The 20811-nt window shown below is 71.8% G+C and carries 18 protein-coding genes; 8 read left to right on the top strand and 10 right to left on the bottom strand.

The window, feature by feature from the left end:
• Position 1: 1 nt before the first annotated feature.
• Genes ACFPZ3_RS15540 through ACFPZ3_RS15530 form a run of 3 tightly spaced genes read right to left on the bottom strand, consistent with a single transcriptional unit; the run spans position 2 to position 2688 of the window.
• Positions 2-886, bottom strand: a complete 885-nt coding sequence (locus tag ACFPZ3_RS15540; RefSeq protein WP_379514799.1) for a DUF58 domain-containing protein — start codon at positions 884-886, stop codon at positions 2-4.
• Between the two features lie 4 nt (positions 887-890).
• Positions 891-1880, bottom strand: a complete 990-nt coding sequence (locus tag ACFPZ3_RS15535) for an AAA family ATPase (RefSeq protein ID WP_379514798.1) — start codon at positions 1878-1880, stop codon at positions 891-893.
• Between the two features lie 19 nt (positions 1881-1899).
• Positions 1900-2688, bottom strand: a complete 789-nt coding sequence (locus ACFPZ3_RS15530) for a S1C family serine protease (RefSeq protein WP_379514797.1) — start codon at positions 2686-2688, stop codon at positions 1900-1902.
• Positions 2689-2892: 204 nt separating this feature from the next.
• Here ACFPZ3_RS15530 and ACFPZ3_RS15525 point away from each other — a divergent pair, with 204 nt between their 5' ends.
• The 3 genes from ACFPZ3_RS15525 (at position 2893) to ACFPZ3_RS15515 (ending at position 5370) form a co-directional block, all read left to right on the top strand.
• Complete coding sequence (locus tag ACFPZ3_RS15525; RefSeq protein WP_379514796.1) at positions 2893-3954, top strand: Glu/Leu/Phe/Val dehydrogenase dimerization domain-containing protein; 1062 nt, start codon at positions 2893-2895, stop codon at positions 3952-3954.
• A gap of 119 nt (positions 3955-4073) precedes the next feature.
• The gene (locus ACFPZ3_RS15520; RefSeq protein WP_379514795.1) at positions 4074-4961 is read left to right on the top strand and encodes a diacylglycerol/lipid kinase family protein; all 888 of its coding nucleotides are present in this window, start codon (positions 4074-4076) and stop codon (positions 4959-4961) included.
• 28 nt (positions 4962-4989) lie between these two features.
• Entirely contained in the window at positions 4990-5370 is a 381-nt protein-coding gene (locus tag ACFPZ3_RS15515; RefSeq protein WP_379514794.1) for an RNA-binding S4 domain-containing protein, read from the top strand.
• Here the strand turns inward: ACFPZ3_RS15515 and ACFPZ3_RS15510 are convergent.
• Positions 5354-5923 carry a dihydrofolate reductase family protein gene (locus tag ACFPZ3_RS15510; protein WP_379514793.1) on the bottom strand — a complete coding sequence of 190 codons (570 nt, stop codon included), beginning with the start codon at positions 5921-5923 and terminating at the stop codon, positions 5354-5356. The genes ACFPZ3_RS15515 and ACFPZ3_RS15510 overlap by 17 nt on opposite strands.
• A 298-nt stretch (positions 5924-6221) precedes the next feature.
• Between ACFPZ3_RS15510 and ACFPZ3_RS15505 the strand changes: the two genes are divergently transcribed.
• Positions 6222-8138, top strand: coding sequence for an AfsR/SARP family transcriptional regulator (locus tag ACFPZ3_RS15505; RefSeq protein WP_379514792.1), 1917 nt, complete (start codon positions 6222-6224; stop codon positions 8136-8138).
• A 33-nt stretch (positions 8139-8171) separates the two neighbouring features.
• Entirely contained in the window at positions 8172-8591 is a 420-nt protein-coding gene (locus ACFPZ3_RS15500; protein WP_379514791.1) for a DNA-binding protein, read from the top strand.
• 37 nt (positions 8592-8628) lie between these two features.
• Here the strand turns inward: ACFPZ3_RS15500 and ACFPZ3_RS15495 are convergent, their stop codons facing one another.
• The gene (locus ACFPZ3_RS15495) at positions 8629-9030 is read right to left on the bottom strand and encodes a hypothetical protein (protein ID WP_379514790.1); all 402 of its coding nucleotides are present in this window, start codon (positions 9028-9030) and stop codon (positions 8629-8631) included.
• A gap of 170 nt (positions 9031-9200) precedes the next feature.
• On the opposite strand from ACFPZ3_RS15495, the gene ACFPZ3_RS15490 reads away from it, so the two are divergent.
• The gene (locus ACFPZ3_RS15490; RefSeq protein ID WP_379514789.1) at positions 9201-9992 is read left to right on the top strand and encodes a DUF1206 domain-containing protein; all 792 of its coding nucleotides are present in this window, start codon (positions 9201-9203) and stop codon (positions 9990-9992) included.
• 4 nt (positions 9993-9996) lie between these two features.
• Here the strand turns inward: ACFPZ3_RS15490 and ACFPZ3_RS15485 are convergent, their stop codons facing one another.
• On the bottom strand, positions 9997-10644 hold the full coding sequence (locus ACFPZ3_RS15485) for a phosphatase PAP2 family protein (RefSeq protein ID WP_379514788.1): 648 nt from the start codon (positions 10642-10644) through the stop codon (positions 9997-9999).
• Positions 10631-11353: a phosphatase PAP2 family protein gene (locus ACFPZ3_RS15480; protein ID WP_379514787.1), complete on the bottom strand. Its 723-nt coding sequence runs from the start codon at positions 11351-11353 to the stop codon at positions 10631-10633. Before ACFPZ3_RS15480 ends, ACFPZ3_RS15485 begins: the two co-directional genes overlap by 14 nt.
• A gap of 74 nt (positions 11354-11427) precedes the next feature.
• On the opposite strand from ACFPZ3_RS15480, the gene ACFPZ3_RS15475 reads away from it, so the two are divergent.
• A complete protein-coding gene (locus ACFPZ3_RS15475; RefSeq protein WP_379514786.1) occupies positions 11428-12318 on the top strand; it encodes a diacylglycerol/lipid kinase family protein in 891 nt (296 codons plus the stop codon).
• On the opposite strand, the gene ACFPZ3_RS15470 is transcribed toward ACFPZ3_RS15475, so the two are convergent.
• From ACFPZ3_RS15470 to ACFPZ3_RS15460, 3 genes are read right to left on the bottom strand one after another with little or no spacing between them, the layout of a single operon-like run.
• Positions 12284-14764, bottom strand: a complete 2481-nt coding sequence (locus ACFPZ3_RS15470) for an NACHT domain-containing protein (protein WP_379514785.1) — start codon at positions 14762-14764, stop codon at positions 12284-12286. The genes ACFPZ3_RS15475 and ACFPZ3_RS15470 overlap by 35 nt on opposite strands.
• On the bottom strand, positions 14761-15438 hold the full coding sequence (locus ACFPZ3_RS15465) for a hypothetical protein (RefSeq protein WP_379514784.1): 678 nt from the start codon (positions 15436-15438) through the stop codon (positions 14761-14763). The genes ACFPZ3_RS15470 and ACFPZ3_RS15465 overlap by 4 nt, the downstream gene beginning before the upstream one ends.
• Positions 15429-19088 (bottom strand): NACHT and WD repeat domain-containing protein, encoded by a 3660-nt coding sequence (locus ACFPZ3_RS15460; RefSeq protein ID WP_379514783.1) that lies wholly within the window; start codon positions 19086-19088, stop codon positions 15429-15431. The genes ACFPZ3_RS15465 and ACFPZ3_RS15460 overlap by 10 nt, the downstream gene beginning before the upstream one ends.
• Positions 19089-19272: 184 nt before the next feature.
• Between ACFPZ3_RS15460 and ACFPZ3_RS15455 the strand changes: the two genes are divergently transcribed.
• On the top strand, positions 19273-20796 hold the full coding sequence (locus ACFPZ3_RS15455; RefSeq protein WP_379514782.1) for a helix-turn-helix domain-containing protein: 1524 nt from the start codon (positions 19273-19275) through the stop codon (positions 20794-20796).
• Positions 20797-20811 lie beyond the last annotated feature (15 nt).

Genomic DNA, 20811 nt, shown 5'->3' with positions numbered 1-20811 from the left:
GTCATGGCGACCGGTCCCGGGTTCGGGCGACGACCTCGACGAGCGCCTCGGCCAGATCGCGGTCGGTGTCGATGCGGTGGACGGGCACCCCGGCCCGGCGCATGCCCGCCGTGAGCCGGGCGTCGCGGGCGTCGACGGCGGCGCGGAAGCGTACCCGCAGCAGCGGGTCGGCGGAGTCGACGATGAGCTGCTCGCCGGTCTCGGCGTCCTCGACCACGATCAGTCCTGCTTCCGGCAGCACGTCGTCGGCGGTGTCCACGATCCGCAGGGCGACCACCTCGTGCCGCCGGGCCAGGCGCTGGAGCGAGCGTTCCCAGTCGCCGTCGCCGATGAAGTCCGACAGCACGACGATGAGTGCGCGGCGGCGCGCGAGCCGGCCTGCCGCGTCGAGCATCTCCGCCAGGTCGGTGGTGGCGCCGCCGCGCGCCTCCGAGGTGCGTTCCAGCTCGGCGCCGATCCGCAGCGCGTGCCGCCGTGAGGTGCCGGGCGGCACGACGCGCAACATCCCGGCGTCGAACAGCAGGGCGCCGACGCGGTTGCCGCCGCGGCCGAACAGCCGGGCGAGGACGAGCGCGAGCTCGGCGAGCACGTCGTGTTTGCCGCGCCCAGGCCGGCCGGCTGCCATGGACGCCGATCTGTCGAGCACGAGCCACACCGTCAGCTCGCGGTCCTCGGTGAACACGCGCAGGTGCGGCGCGTCCAGCCGGGCGGTCACGTTCCAGTCGATGTGCCGGGCGTCGTCGCCGTCGCTGTAGGGGCGCAATCCGGTGAAATCGATCCCGGAGCCGCGGTGCGCGGTGCGGTGGGCGCCCTGGAGCCGGCCGTCGAGCCTGCGGACGACCTTCCACTCCAGGCGGAGCAGGAGCTTGTCGGGGGCGGTGGCCATGGGCTCAGCGATTCTGCAGGACGACGTCGGGCACCCGGACGGCCCCGGACACCCTGGTGATGATCGTGTCGGCGTCGACGTCGTCCGCGAGGGCCTCGTAGGACAGCACGAGGCGGTGCCGCAGCACGTCGAGCGCGAGCTCGGTCAGGTCGTGCGGCAGGACGTAGTCGCGGCCCCGCAGGAACGCCAGCGCCCGGGCGCCCGTGACGAGCGCGATGGACGCCCGCGGGCTCGCCCCGTGGGTGACGTACCGCTCCAGCTCGCCGAGCCCGGCCGTCGCGGGGGAACGTGTCACGGAGACGAGCCGGACCGCGTAGTCGACGATCGCCGGATCGACGTACACCTGATGGGCGCGGGCCCGCATCGCGATCAGGTCCTCGGCCGTCACCATCGGCTGTGGCGGCTCGGGCGGGTGCAGCGCCCGTCCGACGATCGCCTGCTCCTCTGCCTGCGTGGGATAGTCGACGACCACCTTCATCATGAAACGGTCGACCTGCGCCTCCGGCAGCGGGTAGGTGCCCTCCGACTCGATCGGGTTCTCCGTCGCCATGACCAGGAACGGCTCGGGCACCCGGAACGTCTCACGGCCGATCGTCACCTGATGTTCCTGCATCACCTCCAGCAGGGCGCTCTGCACCTTGGCGGGGGCGCGGTTGATCTCGTCGGCGAGCAGCAGGTTCGCGAACACAGGGCCGAGCTCGGTTCGGAACTCGCCGGAGTGCTGGTGGTAGACCCGCGTGCCCACGAGGTCGGCGGGCACCAGGTCGGGGGTGAACTGGACGCGCTGGAAACTCCCGTCGATCGCGGCGGCCAGCGACCGCACCGCGAGCGTCTTGGCCAGGCCGGGCACGCCCTCGACGAGCAGGTGGCCGTCGGCGATCAGCGCGACGGCCATGCGCTCCAGCAGGACGTCCTGCCCGACGATCGTACGTTTGACCTCGAACAACACTTGTTCGAGCGGATGGGCCGACTCGGGGGACTTGGTCGAGGTCATGGGGTTCCTTCTCGTGAGGTCAGATCTCGGGCCCGTCACCCGGCGGTCCGTCGCCTTCGCCGCCACCCAGCGCCACGCCGATCGGCACCGCGAACGCGATGCCGGCGAACGCCTCGTCGCCTCCCGGGTCGGCGATCGAGACGACGATCCCGATGACCAGGCCGCGAGCGTCCAGGAGCGGACCGCCGGAGCTGCCCGGGTTGACGGAGGCGTCGAACTGGATGAGCCCGCTCAGGTCGCCGTCCTCGGCGGCCCGGTTCAGGCCCGACACGACGCCGGTGGAGACGCTGTAGGTCAGGCCCAGCGGATTGCCGATCGCCACGACGGGCGCGCCCACGGTCACGCCGCCGCCGAGCGTCGCCGGGACGACGATCTCCGGCAGCCCCGCGGGCTTGAGGGCCGCGACGTCGAGCTTGGGGTTCGACGACGCGACGACGGCCTTCGCCTTGGTGCCGTCAGCGAACGTCAGGTTGACGTTCTTCGCGCCTTTGACGACGTGGTACGCGGTCAGAATCGTCCCGTCCTCGGCCGCGATCACCCCGGTTCCGAGCGACCGCCCGGCCTGGATGACCACCACCGACGGCCCGACCCTCTTGAAGACGTCGGGCACCGTGAGCGTCGCACTGGGCGTCGGCGTCGCGCTGGGCCTGGGCGCGGCCCCTTCGCCGTTCCCACCGCCACTTCCCAGCCAGTACGCCAGCACCGCCACGACGACAAGCGCGCCACCTCCGACGGCGAACCGCCGAGCCCGCCCGGCCACGGCTCGCTGAGCCTCGGCCGCACCGGCCTCCTGCGGCACGTGGTCCATTGCCCCATAGTCCGCAAAATCAGCGAAAAGTGCCATAAAGTCCGCCTGAGAACTCCATGAGAACCCGTCCCCTCGCTTCGAGCAGGCCAGGGTCAGGGGCCGGCCATGGACATGGCAGCGGTTCGCGTCGAGATTGGTCGGCAGGCGTAGGCATCGTGTGGGCATCGCCTGGCCGGCGCCGATCGGACGACGTGAGGAGCGCGCATGAGGATCGTGGAACTCGCCTCGGTGGACGGGTACATCGCCTTCGACCTGGACTGCCCGACGAGCGCGGGTGGCACGCGGCTCGCCCCGGACGTCACCCGTGGTGAAGCGGGGCTGCTGGCGCGGGCGATGACGTACAAGCTGGCCGTGCTCGGCGAGCGGATCGGGGGCGCCAAGGCGGTGTTGCGGGCCGAGGCCGCGAACCGGGCGGACACCGTGGCGCGCTACTGCCACGAGATCACTCCGCTGGTCGAGAAGGGGGATTTCATCACGGCCTCGGATCTGGGCACGCGTACGCAGGACTTCGCTCCGCTGCCCGGCTACCGTACGGACTCGGTGATGCACCAGGAGGTCGGCGGCGAGTTGGTGGACACCATCGTGACCGGCTTGGGGGTGGTCGTCGCCGCGGAGGCCGCGCTCGGCGGGCTGGCCGGGCGGACGTTCGCGGTGGAGGGGTTCGGGAAGGTGGGTGGCGCCGTCGTGCGGGAGGCCGTGCGGCGGGGTGCGCGGATCGTCGCCCTCTCGACGCTGCACGGTTGTGTGGCCGACCCCTCCGGGCTGGACGTCGCCGCTCTGGAAGGTCTGCGCGCGGAGCACGGTGACGCCTGTGTGGGGCGGCTCGGCCTGCCTGTGCATCCGGCCGAGGCGCTGTACGAGGTGGCCGCGGACGTGCTGGTGCCCGGCGCGCGCACCGGCACCCTGACCGCCGAGCGCGCCGCCCGGGTACGCGCCCGCGTGGTCGCCCCGGCGGCGAACGTGCCCTACACGGCGGCCGGGCTGCGTACGCTGCGGGAGCGTGGCGTGGTGACGCTGGCGGACTTCGTCTGCGGGGCGGGCGCCACGATCGGTTACCTCTCGGAACGGTCCGGCCTGGTCTCCGACGCCGACTCGGCGCGGGCCCTGGTGGAGGAACGGGTCGGCCTGCTCACCGCGACGGCGCTGGAGCATCCCGGCGGTCCGTTCGCGGGCTCGTGTGCCGTGGCCGAGGGGTTCCTCGCCACCTGGCGTGACCCGGGCGGCCTCCCGGACGGCCCGCCCCTCGCCCCCGAGCCGGGCCGGTGAGCCCCCGTACGGCGCGGGCCAGTGCCGCGCGGTGCTTACCGGCCGGCTCGTAGGACCACGCGTTTGCCGGTGGGCGGACGGGTAGACGCCTGCACCGGAGGACGTGGCGAGGGGGCAGGATGCGCCGGTTGCTGGCGATCGTCAACCTGTCGGCGGGAAGCGCCGGCGAAGAGGTCGTGTCGAAGGTCCTGGCCGTGCTGGCCGAGCACGCCGACACGGTGGAGGTCCGCATCGACGATCCGGCCGAACTGCCCGGGGCACTGGCCGGACATCCGCGGCGGGACCCGGTCGTCCTGGGCGGGGATGGCACGTTGCACAGCCTCGTCGCGGCCCTCGCGGAAAGGGGCGAGCTGGGGAGCCGTACCGTCGGGCTGATCCCGCTGGGCACCGGCAACGACCTGGCACGCGGACTGGGCGTGCCGCTCGACCCGGTCGAGGCGGCGCGGGCGGCGGCCCTGGGCGAGCCCCGGTCGCTGGACCTGCTCCGTGACGACGACGGCGACATCGTGGTCAACGCCGTGCACGTCGGCGTGGGTGTCGAGGCGGTGCGGGCGGCCAAGCCGCTCAAACCGGTGCTGCGCCGGTTCGCCTACCTGGTGGGGAGCGTGATCGCGGGAGTGCGTACCAGAGGGTTGCCGCTCAGGGTGGAGGTGGACGGCCGGATCGTCGCGGACGGGCGGCGCAGGGTGCTGATGGCCGGGATCGGCAACGGCAGGTCCATCGGCGGCGGCACACCCCTCACCCCCGACGCCCGCCTCGCCGACGGGCTCGCCGACGTGGTCGTCTCGTTCGCCACCGGCCCACTCCAACGACTGCTGTACGGCGTGCTGCTGCGGTTCGGGCGGCACACCGGCAGGCCCGAGGTGGCCACCGTGCGGGGCACGCGCATCCGGATCTCCGGCCCCGAGGTGCACGTGAACGCTGACGGCGAAGTCACCGGCCCCGTCACCGGACGCACGTGGACCGTCGAAGCCCGCGCGTGGCGGCTGACCCTCCCCACCGGCTGACAGCCGCGGCACTCGGTACAGTGTCGGGGTGGCAGGTGAGCAGGTGAGTGCTCGGGTGGACAGCTGGATCTGGTCGGTGCGGCTGACCAGGACTCGGTCGATCGCGTCCGACGCCTGCAGGGGCGGGCACGTCCGGGTCAACGGGGTGCGGGTCAAGCCCGCGCACGCCGTGCGGGCCGGTGACGAGATCCGGCTCCGGCACGAGGGGCGCGAACGCATCGTGGTCGTCTCCCGGATCATCACCAAGCGCGTCGGCGCCGCCGTGGCCGCCGAGTGCTACGTCGACAAGAGCCCTCCGCCTCCTCCTCGCGAGGAGGCGGTGACGGTGGCCGTCCGGGCCCGTGGCGCGGGCCGTCCCACCAAGCGTGAGCGCCGCGACCTCGACAAGCTGCTCAGACGCCCGGAGTGAGCACTGCCGCGGGCCGGTAGACCAGGTACAGCACACCCGTCGAGAACGTCTCCGACTTGATCAGCTCCAGCGGGACGGTGGTGTCCCCCTCGTCGAACAGGCGCTCGCCCTTGCGGACGGCGATCGGGTGCACCAGCAGGTGCAGTTCGTCCAGCAGTCCCGCGGCCAGCAACTGGCGGATCACCGAGACCGAGCCGCTCATGGCGATGGTGCCGCCCGGCTCGTTCTTCACCGCGGTCACGGCCTCGACGAGGTCGCCCTGGAGCAGTTCGGAGTTCCGCCAGGAGAACTCCAGCGGCTGGCGTGACACGACGATCTTCCGTGCGTCGCCGATCGTCTTCGCGAAGCCGGCCTCCTCGCCGCCCTCGGCCTCCCGCTCCGGCCACGCTCCGGCGAAGCTGTCATAGGTCTTGCGCCCCAGCAGCAGGGTGTCGGCCATCTGCGCCGTCACCGCGGCGCCCATCTCGTCGTTGAAGTACGGGAAGTGCCACTCCTCCGGGCTCTCGACGACCCCATCGAGCGAGATGAACAGGCTTGCGGCGATCGTCCTCATGACGTCCTCCAGGTAAGGGGGGCGGGCCGTCCGGCCCAGCCGTTCTGATGTGCCTTCAGCCTCGCGGGACCTGCTTACGAATCGCTTAAGGTCCTGCGCGACCGGAGCGAGAAGGCCGGACGAAGCCGCGCTGAAGCCACGCTCGTCGATGATCGCGCATACAGCTCGCGTACTCGCCATCTGAACCGCAATGTCCGGACAATGACCGCTTCATGTCCTCGATCACGCCTTCCTCGGTGCCGCACACTACGGAGGTGCGAGCGGCGGAACGCGTCGACGAGACTGAGGAGCGAGGCCGGTGACCACTGTACGGTTCTCGGTGCTGGGCCCCTTGACGGTGGTCCTGGACGGGACACCGGCCCCCATCACGGTCGGCAAGATCCGGATCCTGCTCGCCACGCTCCTGCTGCGGCCGAACGAGGTCGTCCCGTCCGACCTGCTCATCGAGCGGCTATGGGGCCCGCGGGCTCCGGCGAACCCCCGCAAGGTCCTGCAGATCTACGTCGTACGCCTGCGCCAGGCCCTGGGCCTGAGTCACCTGATCCTGACCATGCCGGGCGGCTACCTCGCCCGGCTGCAGGCCGACCAGCTCGACCTGCTCCAGTTCCGCCGGCTGGTCCAGGAGGCCGGCCACGCGACGGACCCAGAAACGGAGCGGCGTCTCCTCCACGAGGCGCTCGACCTGTGGCGCGGCCAGGTGTGCGCCGGCATCGCGTCCGAGACGCTCCAGCAGATCGACGTCCCGCCCCTCGCCGAGCTGCGCCTGCACACCCTCGAACGCCGCATCGGCATCGACGCCGACCAGGGCGAGGACGCCACGCTGATCGCGGAGCTGCGGGCCCTGACCGCCGAACACCCCTTCAGGGAGCGGCTCTGGGCGCAGCTCATGACCGCCCTCTACCGCACCGGCCGGCAGGCCGAGGCCCTGGAAACCTACCGGACCGTCTTCCGGCTCCTGCAGGACGAGCTCGGCATCAGCCCGAACGCCGAGCTGCGCCGCCTCCACCAGGGCATGCTCATGGAGAAGCCCGTCGAAGCCCCGGCGGCGAGCGCTCCGCCCGCACCCGTGCCGCCGCGCCAGCTGCCCGCCGACGTGCCCGTGTTCGTCGGACGGGCCGACGAGCTGGCCGTGCTGGACGGCGGCCCGGACGCCGCCGCGATGGTGGTCACCACGATCGACGGCATGGCGGGCATCGGCAAGACCACCCTGGCTGTGCGCGCCGCGCATCTGCTGGCTCCGCGGTTCCCCGACGGGCAGGTGTTCGTGGACCTTCACGGGCACAGCCAGGGCACCACCCCGCTCGACCCCGCCGACGCCCTCGACCGCCTGCTGCGCGCCCTGGTCCGGCCAGGCGAGCGGATTCCCGCGCACCTCGACGACCGCGCCGGCCTGTACCGCAGCCTGCTGGCCGGCCGGCGCCTGCTGATCGTCCTGGACGACGCGGCGAGCGAGGCCCAGGTACGGCCGCTGCTTCCCGGCGGCGCGGGCTGCCACGTGCTGATCACCAGCCGGCGCCGCCTGGCCGGCCTGACCGCCACCCGCGCGGTGTCCCTCGACGTCCTGACCGAGGCCGACGCCGTCACCCTGTTCACCCGCACCGCCGGAGAGGACCGCGTGGCGGGCGAGCCGCGGCCGCTCCTGGCCACGGCCGTCGAACGATGCGGCCGGCTGCCCCTGGCCGTGCGCGTGGCCGCCGCCCGGCTGCGCTCCCACCCCACCTGGGACCTCGCCCACCTGCTCGGCCGCCTCGGCGACGACCACCAGCCGCTGGACACCGGCTTTGAGCTGTCGTACCGGGATCTCGACGGGCCGCAGCGGCACGCGTACCGGCTGCTGAGCCTGCACCCCGCCGACCAGGACGCCGACGGCGCCGCCGCGCTCCTGGGCATCCCCCCTGCGCGGGCCGAGCGGCTGCTGGAGCAGCTGCTCAATGTGCACCTGCTGCAGGAGCCCGCGCCCGGCCGCTACCGCTTCCACCCTCTGGTACGGGATCACGCCTCCCGGGCGGCCCGTGAGGTGAGCGCGGACGACCGGCGGGCGGCGATGACGCGGCTGCTGGCCCATTACGCCCGCATGGCCTCGCAGGCGATGGACGTGCCGTACCCGCACGAGGCGACCGCCGAGGTCTTTGGCTTGAAGGACCTCGTCGCACCGACGACCACGGCTACATCGACGATCGCGCTTATGAACAGATTGTTCAACACATTAAGTTGACAATAATTTGCTTCATAGGGCATCGTGGCTCTCATGTCAGACCCCTTCACCCAGCCGCATCCCGAGCAGGCGCGCGCGCGACGCGTACACGCGTCGTTGTTCCGGATCGCCGAGCGGCATGCGGCCACCGACGAGCAGCGCAGCCGGCAGACCCATCCATCGGCCATCGCTCCGCACGAGGCCGTCAGGCTCGTGTCGTTCCTGCTCAGCGGGGCCGCGCAGCCAGTGGACGGCGAGCCGGAAGTCGATCACGCCGACATCACCGCGGCCTTGAGCCTCGTCCCGCTGGTTCGCGGGGAGATGGACGCGCTGGAGGCCGGCCTCCTGCAGATGGCGCGGGGCCGCGGCATGACCTGGCAGGAGATCGCCTTCGGGCTCGGGCTGGGCACCGCGCAGGCCGCCAGGCAGCGCTGCGAACGCCTCACCGACCGCACCGAGACCAGCCCAGAGTAGAGCGTACGGGCTGGTCAGCGGCGGTCCGCAGGGGCAGCTAGCACTCGCCGCCCCAGGACATGTTCCTGATCTTCGCGTTCACCGCCCCGTCACGCAGGTCGAGCTTGAAGCCGCTGCCGGGGTAGAAGTGCAGGCACTTCGAGTACCACTTCGTGGCGCCGTAGTACTGGTACTCGAAGCGCACGTGATCGGCGCCCTGCTGCTGACGCCCGTTGTTGACGATCACCCAGAACGTCTTCCCGTCCGGGATGTTTCCGGCGGTCTGGTAGTAGAGGTAGTTCTCGCTGAGGTCGCCCTTGTACAGGCAGACGTTGCCCGCCCGGCATCCCTTGTACGTGCTATCCCCCGCCGACGCCGGAGCCGCCGTCGCCAGTGCCGATGCCGCCGCCGCGGCGACACACAGAGCGGCTGCGGCAGTCCTCATCCTCTTCGTGCTCATGATCGATCCTCCCCGTATGAGCAGCGCTCGCTGCCCTAGTCACATGGTGCGGAGGGTCGCGCCGGCTTCCAATCTGGAAGCTTCCAGAACAGGGATCTGACAGGTCGAACGCCTAGGACGCGGAATTCAGGGCAGTTCGCCGCTTTTGGTGCAACTGTTAGGAGCAGGTCATGAGCGAAGCTCAAGCCGCGGCGAGACGGGCGACGAACAGCCAGGCCATGGACAAGCTGGCGCGGGTCGGGCTGGTGTGCCGCAGCGTGTTGTACGCGCTGATCGGCGTGCTGGCAGTGCAGATCGCCTTCGGGAGCGACGGGGAGCAGGCCGACAAGAGCGGCGCGATCAGCACGGTCGCGTCACTGCCGTTCGGGTCCGTGCTCTTATGGATCATGGTCGTCGGATTCGCCGCGCTGACCGTGTGGCAGGCGTCAGAGGCGGCCTTCGGCGCCCACAAGCTCAAGGACCGGATCGAGCCGATCAGCCGGGTCGCGGTCTACGCGTTCGTGTGCACCGCGCTGCTGACCATGCTGCTGTCGCACAAGTCCGGCTCCGACGACCAGAAGACCCAGGACCTGACGGGCACACTGCTCGAACTGCCCGCAGGTCAGGTCATCGTGGGCGCGATCGGCCTCGGCGTCATCGCGCTCGGCATCTATTGGGTGCGCTCCGGCCTCAAGAAGAAGTTCCGCGAGGAGCTCAGGCCGATGCCGCCGCGGGCCGGCGCGGTGATGGACCGGCTGGGGACCGCCGGGTACCTCGCACGCGGCGTGATCGCCGGACTGGCGGGGGTCTTCGTGATCCAGGCGGCCGTCACCTTCGACGAGGACAAGGCCGGCGGGATCGACGCGACGCTCAGGGCGTTCGCCGACACTCCCGCGGGGCCGTGGCTGCTGGTGGTGGTGGCCTGCGGGCTGCTGCTGTTCGCCGGGTACTGCCTGGGAGAGGCGCGCTGGCGGCGTACATAGGAGTTCATACGAGCCGCCCGCGCCGGTACAGGATGGCGCGGGCGGCCATGACGACGCAGCCGATGCCGAGCAGCACACCCCAGAGCACGTCGGTGAGGAAGTGCATTCCGCGGTACAGGCGCGAGAAGGCGACGGCGAGCGGGAGGGCGATCCCGAGCGCCCAGATCAGCACCTGGAGCACCCTGTTGCGGACGTGCGTGGACAGGACGAGCGCCATCCCGCAGTAGAACGCGACGGCCGCGCTGACGTGCCCCGACGGGAAGCTGGAGGTGGGCGGGGCCGGGTCGATGTGCTGCACGGGCGGCCGGTGCCGATCGACGATGTTGGTGGTGGCCAGGAAGATGAGGGACTGGCCCCAGACGGCCGCGATGAGAAAGATCGATTCGCGCCAGCGCCGGTAGACGAGCCTGAAGACGATGACGGCGACCGCGGTGAGGGCCACGATGTACGGGGTGTCCGACAGGCTGCTGCCGAAGTCGGTGAGGCCGTTCCACAGCGGGGTGCGGTCGGCGGCCAGAATCCGGCTCACCGACGCCTCCCCGGTCGGCCAGGCGAGGAGCGCCCTGCCGACGCCGTACGTCACCCCGGCCATCAGGAGCATCGGCAGCAGGATCGATAACGAGTAGCGCTTCACGTGCTCAGTTCTGGTCATGGGTCACTCTCATGGATTCGGGTTCCACTCCGTCCGCCGGCGGCGAGGCGGGTCTGCGCCCCTGCTCTCGCCGCCAGGTCTCGAACGCCGCCGTCGTCGCGGCGATCACGGCCACGCCCAGCACGATCCCGGCGGCCACGTCGCTCACCCAGTGCACGCCGAGCGCGATCCTCGTGTAGCCGACCGACACCACCAGGAAGCACGCGAGCACCCAGGCCAGCACCTTTTCCCACCGGGACAACATGGGCAGGACGAGCAGGACGATCACTCCCGCGCCGAGCGTCACGTTGACCGTGTGACCGGACGGGAAGGAGTCGCCCGGCGCCAGCGCGACGGGGTCCGGCAGGTGCGGCCTGGCCCGGGCCAAGATGATCTTGAGTGCCAGGCCGAGCAGCCCGCCCACGGTCACCGTGGTGACCGCCCAGGCGGCCAGTCTCGGCGCGCCCTTGTGCAGGAGCCAGGCCGCGTACGTGATGACCGCGATACGCCACGGCCACGGCCCGAACAGATCAGTCCACACGATGAGGAGCCTGGTCACATCGGGATGCGCGAGCGCGTACTCGTGCAGGTTCCACGCGGCCCCCGCGTCCAGTGCGTTGACCGGCCTCCTGGCCACCACGAGCAGCAGGTTGAACGGGATCATGACGAGCGCGGCCGCGAGGCCGGCGAGCGTCAGCCGCAGCCCCAGTCGCCCCTTTCTGGTACGCATCCGCGCACCGCTACCCCGGCTCGACAGTTCGATTCCTCCGCCTGAAATCCGGCATCCAGGGTAGTCGGGGACCTATGTCCCCCACCGTGGCAGTCGTCGCGCACCGCAAGAAGGTCCTCGGCGCAGGTCTGGACAGACTGCGCGTGCTGATCACCGAAGAGGGCGTCGGCGAGCTCCTCTGGTACGAGGTGCCCAAGAGCAAGAAGGCCCCCAAGAAGGTCCGCCAAGCCCTCGACCAGGGCGCCGACCTGGTGTTCGTCTGGGGCGGCGACGGCATGGTGCAGCGCTGCGCCGACGTGCTGGCCGACTCGGGCGTGCCGATGGCCGTGCTCCCCGCGGGGACGGCCAACCTGTTCGCCACGAACCTCGGCATCCCCGCCGATCTCGACGAGGCGGTGCGGATCGGCTTCCACGGGCGCCGGGAGAAGCTGGACCTGGGGCTGCTCAACGGCGAGCACTTCGCGGTGATGGCGGGGGCCGGCTTCGAGGCCGAGATGATCGCCGACGCCGACGGCCAGGCCAAGAAGCGGCTCGGCAAGCTGAGCTACGTCAGGACGGCCGTCCGCCACGTCGGCGAGCCGCTGGTGCAGATGAAGATCAAGGTCGACGGGACCACCTGGTTCGACGGGCAGGCGAGCTGCCTGCTGCTGGGCAACGTGAGCACGATCGGCGGCGGCATCGAGGCGTTCGACGACGCGCGGCCCGACGACGGCTGGCTGGAGGTCGGCGTCGCCACCGCCAAGGGGCCGGTCCAATGGGCGCGGGTGATCGGCCGGATGACGTTAGGACGCTCCGACGACTCGCCGTTCATCCGGATCACCCGGGCCAAGAAGGTGTCCGCCCGGTTCGGGATCCCGCTGACGTACGAGCTCGACGGCGGGGAACGCGAGCCCACCACCCGGATCAAGGCCAGGGCCGCGGCGGGCGCGCTCATGGTCTGCCTGCCTTCGGCGGAGCGGCCCTGAGGTCGGAGGGCGTCAGGAAGTCCTGGAACTCGCGGTGCCGGAACTGGTACGTCGCCCCGCTGACCCGCAGCAGCCGCGCCTCGCAGGCCCAGTCGAGAAACGCCCACAGGCGCAGCGGAAGCAGGCCGCGCGCGGCCGCGACGACCAGGCCGATCATGGTGCGGGCCCAGGCGATCGCCCCGAACGCCAGGCCGAAGGTCACCCCGCCGATGAGCGCGCACACCAGCGACTCGACGACGTCGTGGTTCATGACGAACACCAGGAAGGCCGCGACACCGCCGGTGAGGCCGAAGGCCAGCCCGATCATCGGGTTGCGGTGCAGGGCCTCCCGTGGGTGCGCCAGCTCCGCGTCCTTGCTCCAGCCCCCGGTAGCGATCTTGAAGACGACCCCGAGCGCGAAGGCGAGGGCGAAGGCCCCGGCGGCTCCCACGGCCAGCGGCAGCGGGTCCGCGTGGGCCAGCCGCAGCGGCGGCAGCCCGGTGAGCGCGCCGCACAGTCCGAAGCCCAGCAGGGTGAGAGGCTCGGCGCGGACCGCCTCGGCAACGGTCATGCGCTCGGCTCCCCGCCGGCCGGCCGCGGTCAGCCCGATGACCGCGCCCAGCACCAGTCCCCCGGTGCCGCCCGCGGCGACGGCGAAGACGGGGCCGAAGACCTTGCCCTCGGTCAGTACGAGCCCGGCCAGCCCACCGAGCACCCCGACGGGCACCCCCGCCAGGACGCCCAGCAGGCCACCGATCACGCGCCGCCGCCGAGGGACCTCGCTCCGCCCGCCGGCGGCGGCCGGCCAGGCCGACAACGACAGGCCGGTGGCGATGGCCACCCAGCCCGCCATGAGCGCCAGGGTGAGCACCTCCGCGGGACCGCCGGGGCCGTCGACCGCCGAACCCGTCCAGAACGCCAGCATCGCGATGACCGCGAGGATCACACAGACCAGGCAGTGCAACGCCCGGACCCGGTGCCGGCCGCCGATCGGCCACAGCAGGTGGGGGACGATGTCGATCGCCGTCAGACCGGGCATCGGCCGGTCCGTCGCGGCCTGGCGGCGGAGGTGGGCCGCCAGGTGCACGAGCCACGATCGCACCTGGTCCGGCTGGTAAGGAGCTCTGTGGGCGGCCCGGGGCGTCAGGACGGTCGCCGCCGGCACGTACGCCTCCAGCAACCTCCTGGTGATCCGCGCCGCCCCCTCGGCCGGGTCGGCGTCCGGGTCCGCGCGGAGCAGCTCGACCGGGTCGGCGCCGGACTCCACGGCGGTCACGGTCAGCAACAACCGCCAAGGTGTGGCGAGCGCGGCGTGCACGGCCTTGCCCGCCGGTCCTGACAGCGCCGCGCGGATGGCGTCGCGGTGCCTGCCGCAGGGATGTCCGTCCGGCCAGCGGGCGCGCAGGTACGTGCCGATCTGCTCGGTGGTCAGGTTGTGCAGATGGATGCGTACGGCGTTGTCGAGCCCGGCCCCGGCCTCGCGCAGCTCGGTGTGACGATCGGCGCGGCAGGTCACGACGACCGCGCCCGGCCGCCGCCCGGACAGGTCGCTGTAGCGGTTGAGCTCGGCCAGCAGCCCGATCGCCCGGCGCGGCGGGCCCGACGACGGCTCGGGGTCCAGCTCGTCCAGCCCGTCCACCACCGGCAGCACCCGGCGGTCCCGTACCAGCCGCTGCGCGTCCCTGGCCGAGAGGCCGAAGTCCTGCGCCAGCTGCTCGGCCAGCCATGGTTCGAACGGTCTGCCCAGGGTCCAGCGGGCCGCGTTCAGGCGTACCGGCACCAGTTGTCCTCGGTCGGGGTGTCCGCCGGCGGCCAGCACGGGCTCCAGCAGTTGCAGTACCAGCTCGATGGCGAGCACCGTCTTGCCCGCCCCCGACTCGCCCACGACCAGCAGGCGCCGCGGGTTCAGGTCGCCGAAGAACCGGCCGATCGCGAGCAGGTCGTGCTCCATCTCGCCGGCGCCGCCGTACAGGCTGAAGGAGAGTGAGGCGATGGTGTAGCCGCCGAGCAGCCCTTTGCGCGCCCTGTCCTCCTCCCTGACCACGCGCCGGGTCAGCAGCTCGACCACGGGATCCGGCCTGGAGACGGTCTCCACCGGGGCCGCAGGAGGCTCGGGGGCACGGGCGGCCGATCCGGCCAGGGCGGTCCTGGCCGCCCGCCAGCGTTCGAGCTCGCCGGGGATCAGCTCGGCCGGATAGTCGCAGAAGTGGAAGCAGGCGGTGACGAAGGCCCGGACGAAATCCCACCGCGGCAGCCTGTCGGTCTGCCGCAGGACATGCGAGGTGGTGCTCTTCGGCAACGCGTCGACGGTGGCTCCGTCCGAGGCCTCCGTCTGGCCGCCGAGGGAGCGCAACCTGCTCAGGGACGGCTCGCCCGCCCACTGCCTGAGCAGGATCAGCGACGCCACGAAGTCCGCCGGGCCGCCCGTCTCGGCGGGATCGGGCGGACGGGGACGCTCCTCGGTCATCCTTCCTCCGTCCGCACCAGCGACCACCGGAACCGCTCCCCGCCGCGGCGCGACCACTGGCCCTCCAGTGTCTGAACGTGGCGCGACTCCATCAGGAAGTTGCGGGCCTCGTCGGCCTCGACCAGGTCGCGGCCGACCGCGATGGGCACGAACCCGTGCCGGGGAATGTAGACCCATCGGCCGCGGTCCCAGTCATAGGGGTCGAACCAGCGGTGGCGGACCGTGCCCGACACGCGCACCTCCGGCCCGTCCCTGGTCAGGACGAACGATCCCTGCGAGCGCAGCAGGCTCATCCTGCTGACGTAGAACAGCTCGGTGCCGATGAACGCGTTGATCCGCGCGTCCCAGTAGTCGTGCACCCAGCTCGATTCTCCGTCGCGCAACGACCTCGCCTTCGCCGCGAGCTGCCGTTCGAACCGGCGCTGGTTCCTGCGCTCCGCCTTCTTGATCACCTTGAACGAGCGCAGCCACCGCGGCGACATCGTCCTCGACGCGCCCGCGCCGTCCATGAAGTGCTCCAGGAAGTCGGACGCGATCGGATGGTAGTCGCGGCCGCCTTCGACGATCGAACGGAACAACGCGACCAGCTCCGCGACCGGCCTGCCTGTCCGCCGCCGTAAGCCTCGCAGGAACATGCTCGCTGCCTCCGTGGTCGGTTCCAGGGTCACGGACACGTCTGGCGGTACTCCTCCTGCGGCACGAGATTCTCCCATTCGTCGGGGGTGAGGGAGCGGCCCGCGTTGGCGCACGCCGCGGCCACCAGGTCGGGGGGTGTGCGGACGTTCCACAGCCGCGCGGTCCTGTCGCCCGAGACCGTGGCGACGGTCGTCCCGTCGCGGCTGTAGACGAGCGCGGTCACGCCTTTGGTGTGACCGGTCAGCCGGGCGCCGAGCGGCCGGTAGGTCAGCATGTCCCATAGCTGCACCTCGCCGTTGGTGAGGCCGGTGGCCAGGACCCGGCCGTCCGGGCTGAAGGCGAGCGTGTTCGCCATGCCCTCCTTGGTGATCAGGCCGATGCCGACCGGGCGCCGACGCGGCACGTCGAACAGGCGCACGCTGTTGTCGGCAGCCGTGATGGCCAGCCTCCTGCCGTCGGGGCTGAACGCCAGGGCATTGACGAATCCGCCCTGGGCCGAGAACGACGGACCCGGGATCTCGCGGCGGGTGGCGACGTCCCAGAGCCGTACCCGATTGTCGAAACCCGTGGTCGCCACGATCGTGCCGCCGGGGCTGATCGCCATCGCGGTGACGAGGTCGGTGTGGTCGGGGACGGTGATGCGCGCTCCGACCTCCCGGCGGCTCGCGAGGTCCCAGAACACGATCGACTTGTCCCGCTCCGCGACGATGAACCTGCCGTCCGGGCTGATCCTGGCACCCGAGAGCGACTTCTCGCGGAAGATCTCGCGGCGGCTCGCGACGTCCCAGAGCCGCAGGCCGTCCGAGCCTTCCGACAGGAGCGTGCGCCCGTCGGGGGTGAAGGCGACCTGGTAGGCCGAACGGCGAGCGCCCTCAGGATGCAGCGGCGGGCCGAGGGGACGCTGGGTGGCCACATCCCAGAGCTGGATGTCCGGGTTCTGGTCGTCGGCGACACCGGCGGCCAGGATCCGTCCGTCAGAGCTCAGCGCGACGGCCGCCAGCGCCGGCATGGGAGTCCCCTTCTGCTGGAGGACCTGCGGGTCGGCCAGCCGGACCACGCCGTCGGCGGCCGCGGCGGCCAGCAACTTCCCGTCCGGGCTGAACGCCACGCCCTCGACGCTGGTGTAGTTGTCGGCGAGTGCGACCAGCTGCTGCCGGCTGGCCGTGTCCCACAGGACGGTGCGGCCGCTGTCGCCGCCGGTGACGATCCGGGTGCCGTCCGGGCTGAAGGCGATCGAGTAGTAGCCGGCCGTGCGGTCCTTGAGCCTCCCCGTCTGCTTGCGCGTGGCCACGTCCCACAGCCGGCCGGTGCGGTCCCAGCTCACGGTCGCCAGCGTAGAGCCGTCCGGGCTGAGAGCGACGTCGATGAGGGGCTGGGCGTGCCCTACGAACGGCGCGCCCAGCTGGCGGGACGCGGCGGTGTCCCAGAGCCGTGCGGTCTTGTCCTCACCGGCGGTGACCAGGATCTTCCCGTCCCTGTTGTATCTCACCCTGTGGATGGCGCTCGAGCGGCTCATCCTCTCGTCGGGGCGGCCCATGGGAGTGCCGTACGGGCGGCGTGTGGCCGCGTCCCACTGCTGGACGACGCCGGCGTTGTCACCGATCGCGAAGGTCTTCCCGTCCGGGTTGTACGCGAACGCCGTCACCAGGCGCTCGCTTTTCAGCGGGGAGCCCAGCTCGCGATGGGTGGCCACGTCATAGAACCGGACCTTGTCGAAGCAGGCCACGGCCAGCGTACGGCCGTCGGGGCTGAAGTCCACGTAGACCTTTGTGCATTCGTATTTCGCACGGGTGATCGGGGCGCCGAGCTGCCGCCGCGTCGCCGCGTCCCAGAACCGCGCGGTGCCGCCGTCACTGCCGGTCGCGATGATCGAGCCGTCGGGGCTGAACGCCAGCGCCGTGAAGCCCTTGGTGTCCGCGCTGAGCGACCCCCTGCCGGTACGGGTCGCCGCGGTCAGCAGGCGGTTGCGGGCCTCATTGGTGTCGGCGATCCGCCACGCCGCCACAGCGAGCATCGAGGCCAGGGCGGGGTCGCCGGTGACCTCGCTCTGCGCCGCCAGCTGGCGGGAGCTGGCCAGCCCGCGCTGCTGCTCGGCCGCGATCCCCGCGTTGACGGCGGCGCCGGCCGCGGTGAGGGCGAGCACCGTCAGCATGATCAGACCGGACATGACGAGCCGACGGCGGCGGCTCGCCCGCCGCGCCTCCCGCGTGGACGCCGCGATGAAGCTCTCCGCCGTGGGGCCTGGCGGGGGGAAGCTGTCGGGGTCGCGCTCCCAGCGTGGCCGGCTGTCCTGAACGCCCAGCAGCCGTGGGCCCCGGTAGAGGAAGGCGGGGTCGCGGTGGTTGTCGGCCCACTGCGTGGCGGCGTCGAGCAGCAGGTCGTACACCGACTGGGCGGCGAGGTCGGGTTCTAGCCACTGCCGCAGGGTGGGCCAGGCCGTCAGGAGCGCGTCATGGGCGATCTCGACGGTGTCCTCGTGCAGGGTGAGCAGGCGACGGTCGGCGAACGCGGACAGCAGCGCCTCGGCCCGCTCCCGTTCCGCCGCCGAGTGCGCGGACGCGGCGGCGTACAGCTCGGTCAGCGTCGCCCTGCGCCGCGCCACCTGACCGCCCGCGATGATCACCGCCATCCGCCGGAAGTACCTGAGCACGACCTTGCGATCCTCCGGCGGCAGCCCCGCGAGAGCCTCGTCGGCCGTACGCCGCACGGAGTCGCGGACCCGGCCGGAGTCCTCGTAGCCCCGGACGGTCAGGGTGTCCTTCTCGCGTCTCTCCCAGGTGTTGCGCAGTGCCTGCGAGAGCAGGGGCAGGGCGCCGGCGACGTAGCTGTCGCCGGCGCGCAGCTCGTCCAGGATGATCTGCACCAGGCCGGGTTCGAGCTCCAGGCCCGCCACGGCCGCGGGGCCGGTGATGGCCAGGCGGAGGTCCGGCTCCGTCATCGGCTCGACGATGACCTGACCGTCCTGGATGGCCTCGGCGAACTGCGGGTAGGCGGCGCACCGATCCCAGTAGTCCGCGCGCACCCCGACGATCACCGCGGCGCCGTCCCGGCCCTCGGCCATGAGGTGCAGGGCCCGTACGAAGGCCTGGCGCTCGTGCTCGCCGGCCACCAGGGTGAACAGCTCCTCGAACTGGTCCACCACGAGGACGAACCGGCCGACCGCCCGCGGATCGTCCCTGAGCCGCGCCCGTGGATCGTCCCGCAACCGCGCCCGTGGATCGTCCCGCAACCGCGCCCGTGGATCGTCCGGCAACCGCGCCCGTGGATCGTCCCGCAGCCGCACCTGTGGATCGTCCCGCAGCGGCGCCTGTGGATCGTCCCGCAGCCGCGCCTCCACCGTTTCGACGCTCCCGCCGAAGGCCCGCGCCCATGCCTCCGCGAGCGCGTTGAACGGCTTCGCGGTCGGCGTGATGAGCAGGCGCGGCCAGTCCCGCGATCCGGCGAGCGGCAACATGCCCTCCGAGAGCGCCGGCATCAGCCCCGCTCGCAGCAGCGACGACTTGCCCACGCCCGAGGCGCCGGAGACCAGCAGGATGGAGCCGTGCCGCGTCAGTCGCCGTCCCAGACGGTCCAGGAGGCTGTGGGTCGCGCGCGTACGCCCGAAGAACAGCTCGGCCTTCCCGCCCTCGAACGGCACAAGACCTTGATAAGGGCACACATCGTGGGAACCCCCGCCTCGCTCCGCCATGGCGCTCATTCTGGCCATCGCTCGCATCCCCATCAATCACGTTTGGACGAATAGCCGGAATCGTCTTGCCCGTCCAATTCCGTGCAATTCCGTCCGACTGGTGGCCTGAACAGCCCGAACACGGTTTCGATGGTGCTGTTGATCCGCTTTATCCGCGCTGGTCAGAACGGGGGGTGTCGGAATCGTGGATCCCGGTGCCGGGATGTCGTTGGGGGCACTGCTGCGCATGTGGCGGCGGCGGGCGCTGCTTACTCAGGAACAGGTCGCCGAACGGGCCGGTCTGAACGTCAGGACGGTGCGGCGGCTGGAGAACAACGGGCTTCTGCGGCCGCGCGCCACCTCTGTTCTGCTGCTGGCGAAGGCGCTGGAGCTGAGCCGGGGGGAGCGCGCAACGCTGAACGCCGTCGCCCGCGGCCGACCCACTCCCACCGACCCCGCCGAACCCGCCGAACCCGCCTCTCCCGCCTCTCCCGCCTCGTCCGCCTCTCCCGCCCCGTCCGCCGAGCCCGTCGCTCACGGCTGGCCCGCCGCCACCGATGCCGACACTCACGGCTGGCCCCCTCCCCTCGGTCACGTCGAACTGGCGGTGGGCGTAGGCGGCCCGCGGCCTTGGGCCGTTCCCCGCCAGTTGCCCGCCGACATCGCCGCGCCGGCCGTCCGGGAGCGCGAGCTGGCGATCGTGCTGGACCGGCACGGCGTCGTCTGCGTCAACGGCATGGCGGGGATGGGCAAGACGGCGCTGGCCGTACACGCCGCCCACCAGCTCGCACCACTGTTCCCCGACGGGCAACTCTTCGTGGACCTGCACGCCCATGCCCGGACGGAACCGGTCGAACCGGGCGCGGCCCTCGCCCGCGTACTGCGCGCACTCGGCGTCCCCGAGGAGCACATCCCCTCACATCTCGACGACCGCGCCGCGCTCTACCGCAGCGTGCTGGCCGGCCGCAAGATCCTCGTCGTCCTGGACGACGCCGCCGACGAACACCAGCTCCGCCCCCTGCTGCCCGCCGCCCCGGACTGCCGAGTGATCATCACCAGCCGTCGCCGCCTGACCTTCCCCGACGACGCCAGAATCCTCTCGCTGGACGTCCTACCGGTGACGGAGGCGATCGCCCTGTTCACCCGCGTGGCCGGGCGGGAGCAGGATGCGGACACACTGACGCGGAAGCAGGACGCGGACACACCGGCGCGGGAGCAGGACGCGGACACGCCGGCCGACGTCCTGGCCGAGGTCGTACGCCGCTGCGGGCTGCTGCCCCTAGCCATCCGCATCGCCGCCGCCCGGCTCCGGGCGCACCCCGCCTGGAACGTGTGGCACCTGCTCGACCGCCTGGCCGGCGACCGGCTCGCCGAACTGACGGCCGGCGGGCACAGTGTCGCCGCCGCCCTGGACCGCTCCTACGAACGGCTGCCCGCGGAGCAACAGCGGGCGTACCGGCTGCTGGGCTCGGCCGTCCGCCCAGACCTCGGCCTCGACGCGGCCGCCGCCCTGCTGGGCACGACCACGATGGGGGCGAGAAGGCTGCTGGACCACCTGCTGGACGCCCACCTCCTGCAGGAGCCTGCCCCCGGCCGGTACCGGCTCCACAGCCTGGTCCACGCCCATGCCTCGGCGCTGTGGCTGACGAACGGGGTGAAGAGCCGCGGAGCACCGCCGTCCCCGACGTTTCTGTCGTTCACCGCTGCTATGAATTGCCCAACCACCTGATCTTCACGAACCAGG

It is taken from the genome of Nonomuraea insulae, from assembly GCF_042656245.1.
The sequence above is the reverse complement of the archived record's forward strand: the minus strand, read 5'-3'. Positions and strand labels throughout refer to the sequence as shown.